The 4,796-nt window shown below is 41.2% G+C and carries 3 protein-coding genes; 1 reads left to right on the top strand and 2 read right to left on the bottom strand.

Translation table 11 applies throughout. The features are described from left to right. Nucleotides 1-151: 151 nt before the first annotated feature. Entirely contained in the window at nt 152-1,543 is a 1,392-nt protein-coding gene (locus PX636_RS07885) for an IctB family putative bicarbonate transporter (protein WP_288116676.1), read from the bottom strand. Between the two features lie 144 nt (nt 1,544-1,687). Further along, a complete protein-coding gene (locus tag PX636_RS07880) occupies nt 1,688-3,331 on the bottom strand; it encodes an alpha-keto acid decarboxylase family protein (protein WP_002796891.1) in 1,644 nt (547 codons plus the stop codon). A 254-nt stretch (nt 3,332-3,585) separates the two neighbouring features. On the opposite strand from PX636_RS07880, the gene dndD reads away from it, so the two are divergent. Next, nucleotides 3,586-4,796 (top strand): DNA sulfur modification protein DndD (gene dndD / locus PX636_RS07875; RefSeq protein WP_288116675.1); only part of this gene is annotated, 1,211 nt, incomplete at its 3' end.

Genomic DNA, 4,796 nt, shown 5'->3' with positions numbered 1-4,796 from the left:
TGCTTTGCCCACCGAGAGATGGTAGGATCAAAGGTCTGTGATTTTTCTTAATAATCCCCCTCGCCTACACCTACACGAGCTTCAAATACCTTTCAGAGCAGTCCTATCCGTAATTTGAAATAACTCCTCAATGCTCCCCCATTTCGCCCCCCTAGAGGAGAGAATTGCCACGATCAAAACCTCTAGCGGGGGAATAACAACGACTAGCAATTAAACCCAAAACTAACCACCAGAGGGTACTAACTTGGGGACGATACCAAACTGTATCAAAGAAACCGTGGGCAAGAATTCCAGCCATAGCGGCAATTGCCCCGATTAACCAAAAGCCTTGACTGTCCATTTTATCGCGTAAAAGTTTAATTTGATGGATGCCTTGGCCGATAGTTGTAACTAATAACCAGAGGAAACAGGTAAAACCAATGATTCCCGTTTCTACCATGATTTCTAATAGCACAGAATAGGCACTTAAAGCCGTGTATTTTGGCTTCATGAATAGGGGGTAAATTTTCTTAAAAGCATCATTACCCGGTCCGATGCCCAAAAGCGGATAAGTTTGAATCATGCGGATAACTGCATCCCAAACATTAATCCGAAAGTTATTACTACTATCTTCCCGTCCTGCAAAAATACTCATCACCCGAATTCGCAGCGGATCCACCAATAAAATCGCCCCTAAAATCACCACGGCTAAACCCCCTAAAACTAAGGGTAAAAGCCATGTTTGCCAAAATAACGGTAGATAATTTTTGAACCAATAAAATAATAGCAATAAGAAGACGATTCCTAAGACCATCAAACCAATCCAACCGCCACGACTCTCGGTAAAAAATAAACAAGCGGCATTGGCTAAAGTTAGTAAAGCCGCTAAAATTTTCGGTAGCCATCCCTGCCACACAAATAATGCCGCACCGCTAAAAGCAATACCAGGGAATAAATAACTAGCTAATAAATTAGGATTACCGAGATAACTATAAACCCTAGTATCTCCCGCTAATTCGGAAGTGGGATCGTTCCAAGTTGCTAACTGTTCCGCACCAAAAATTTGCTGACGAATGCCGTAAACGCTCACTGCTAAGGCGGTTAAAACTAAAGTAGTCAGAATCCAATTTGTCTGGCGTGGCGAACGCATGATTCGGGCGGTAAAGGCAAAAAAGATGAGATTGAGAGTTAATTTAATTAATCCTTCCAAAGCTGCGGTTTTAACGGGAGAAAAAGCCGTGGAAACCGTGGCAATTCCCCAGTATAAAAGCACTAAAATGTGAATCGGTGTTACCCCGATTTTGCCTTCATCCACAAGGGTTAAGAGTAGCCAATAACCGGCTATTGCTAACAATAAAAAACCGATTTGACTGGTGGAGAAAAACGGCGCGGTGGCGATAAGGAGAGAGATTAACAGCGCACCCATCAGTTCTGTCCACTGCACAAACTGGCTACCCTGTCGCCATTGACTAAAAAGGCCGACGAAACGATGCAGATAGCTATATTTTGACCAAGAAGCGGGGGAAAAGTTCAATAGGGTGATTTGTTTCCATAAAGCATTCATAGGGTTTTTAGTTGCGGTTGTCACCATCACACTTTGATTAAGATACCGATTGTATCTTAATTGTTGACTCTTGGGAGCCAAAAGAGTTTCAGTCTGGTGTCTTAGGGCAGCTTCACACAGTCAAAACTTAATAGCATAACCAGTCTAAGCATGGGGTGAACGTAAAGCTTGACCTAAACGAGTTAAGCCTTGGGAACAGTCAAAACGATCGAGATGTACTTCAATAAATGATAGGCGATCGATGTTACCCTGGGCAATCGATAAAGCCTTTTCTAATTCCCCTTCTGTCCCGACTTGACAACTCCAACTTTCCCCGTTAAATACTGCTGGTAATTGGTGATATTTCCACGGTTGTAGATCATTATAAATATTATCCTGAATTACCCGCTCGATCGTGTAACCGTCGTTATTAATTAAAAAGATAATTGGATTGAGATGGTGACGGATAATTGTCGAAAGTTCTTGGGCAGTCATTTGAAAAGCACCATCACCCACAAAGACGATAGGACGAGTATTGGGTGCGGCAAAAGCTACTCCTAAACAGGCGGGAATTGAATAACCAATAGAGAGATAAAATGCTTGACCGATAAAGTCGGTTTTTTGGGGCATTAATAAATCAATTGTGGCAATAATTGCGTCCCCTGTATCAGAAATAACAAAAGATTCTTGAGCAATAAAATGATTCATTCGCTCATAAAAACGAGCATTAGTTAATTTTTGCTCTGGCACGGGGATGAATTCTAAATTCTTCAATTCGACCGCGGGTTTAATCTCTAGTGTAGCCGCTTCTTTGTGACTTAGCTTATTAATTAAACCCTCGATAAAATCCCCTAGGAATACTGGTTGATAGAAGTGATGTTTAATTTTTATCTTCTCGGAATTGGCATTAATCAAATTATTGGGATTTAAATTAGCCGTAAATCCGCCTAAATTCATATCGGACATAATCGCCCCTAAACAGAGGACACAATCGGCATTTTCCACCCGTTGACTAACGTATTCGCGACTTAATGCCCCCACATAAGTGCCGATAAATTGCGGCTGCATTTCCGAAATTGACGACTTACCTAAAATAGTGGTGGCTAAGGGATAACCCGTTACCTCTAAAAGTTTCAGCAACTTATCCTGGAGTTTAAACCGATGGAATTCTACCCCTGCTAAAATAATTGGTTTTTCCGCTTTTTCTAATAAAAAAGCCGCTTCTTCAATGGCTTCTTCTAAAGCGGCGGCATCCGTGAGATTATCGGTTAAATAAATTGGCTTTTCTGAGGGGATACAGGGACGATAGACTAGATCCCGGGGAATTTCGATATACACGGGACGTTTGTGATGCAAACAAGCGGCTAAAGTTTGATCGATTTGACTGGCTGCTTGGGCGGAATTAGTGAGAATAACCGAGGCAACCGTGACTTTTTCCATGATGGACAATTGCAGATTATAATCGCCCGTGGTGTGGTGTAATAATAAATTATCCCGGCGAATCGAGCGATCGGAAGCCCCACTAATTACCACCAAGGGAACTCTTTCAGCGTAAGCACCGACCACAGCATTAACCAGGCTAAATCCCCCGACTCCGTAGGTGACACAGACAGCACCCATCCCTTTGACTCGCGCGTAGGCATCGGCGGCATAACCCGCGTTAAGCTCATTACAGGTACAAACTAATTCGATCGGACTTTCCACCAAAACATCCATCAAATCGAGGACATAATCCCCCGGCACCCCGAAAACATGATTAACCCCTAAATTATGGAGACGCTGGCATAAATATTCGCCGATCGTGATCATAGCAATTTTCTCCCCTGTGTTGGCACTTTCACGCCGATCATAACGATTTTTTCAAAAAATAGGCTCATGCCCAGTAATAAACTGGAAAGTAAAAATCAGGAAACCTTGATTATATCTAGGCGATGGTGATCAATGCTATAGTATAAAGTCTGGGGTTTTTTCTTGGGTGTAAAAAAATATCTGCGGCACTTTTTCAGGTATAATTTTTACAGGAGATTTCCTAAAACTTTCGACTTAAATAAGGCTGACTGTTAATGATTTTTACTGAATTAGTTTTGCAAAATTTCGGTCCCTACGCCGGTCGTCAAGTGATTAATTTACGTCCCGAAAAAGACAACAATCCCTGTCCGATTATCCTTTTGGGAGGCATGAATGGCGGCGGTAAAACTACTTTAATGGATGCGATTCGTTTGGCTTTGTACGGTGCGCGGGCAAAGTGTTCTACTCGCAATAATTTAAGTTATGCCGAGTTTCTTAGTCAAGCAGTTAATAATCAAGCTGCCCTCATCGATCAAGCGAGAATTGAATTGGCTTTTGAACATCTAGTTAATGAACAATGGCGACAATATCGTATCGTTAGATACTGGACAAAACAGCCCAAAGATGGTAAGGATACCCTCGGTATTTTAGATGAGGATTGGCCCGATCCCGCCTTAGCTAATACTTGGGATGAATATATTGAAACTTTATTACCTTTGGGTATTTCTAACCTCTTTTTATTTGATGGGGAACAGGTAAAAGAATTGGCAGAACAGGATGTACCTCCTGACAGCGTTAAGGATTCGATGCAGACTTTATTAGGGTTAGAATTAGCGGAAAGATTAGCCGTTGATCTCGATATCTTAGCTAGTCGCAAGCGCCGGTTATTAGCAGCAGAAAATGAACTGGCAACTATTGAAGCTATCGAGAAAAAATTAGCTCAGTACCAAGAAGATTTAGAATTGGCTAGACAAGAGATGGAAACTCAACAAAAAAATTTAGATTTGGTTAGAAATGATTTTGATGCAGTCTCGGATAAATTTCGCATTGATGGCGGAAAAATTGCCGCCGAAAGAAGTCAATTAGAGAGCAGAAAAAAGGAGGTAGATAAAAAGTTAGATAAACAGAGAGAATATTTAGGTCAATTGGCGGGAGAGTTATTACCATTAAAGTTAATTTTCCCTCTCCTAGAAGCGGCTAAAATTCAGGGAGAAAAAGAGCTAAAATTTCAATCGTCTCAAGTCGCTCAATCGGTTTTAGAATCCAGAGATAAAAAGTTACTGGCTTATTTAGAACAACTAAGTTTAACTTTAGAACAATTAGAGAATATTAGGGAGTTTTTAGAGCAAGAAAATAAGTTTTTAGCTGAGGATAACGATTCTTTCGTTACTTCTTACTTAGATTTAGACGAGGAGGCGATCGAGTTATTAAATCGAGTCTTAACCCATCAACTACCGGCACAAATTAACCTCGCTCATCAAGCAAT

Origin of the sequence: Microcystis sp. M53598_WE2 (assembly GCF_030067735.1) — a bacterium.
GTDB classification, from domain to species: domain Bacteria; phylum Cyanobacteriota; class Cyanobacteriia; order Cyanobacteriales; family Microcystaceae; genus Microcystis; species Microcystis aeruginosa.
This window is presented reverse-complemented; position numbering and strand designations above follow the sequence as displayed.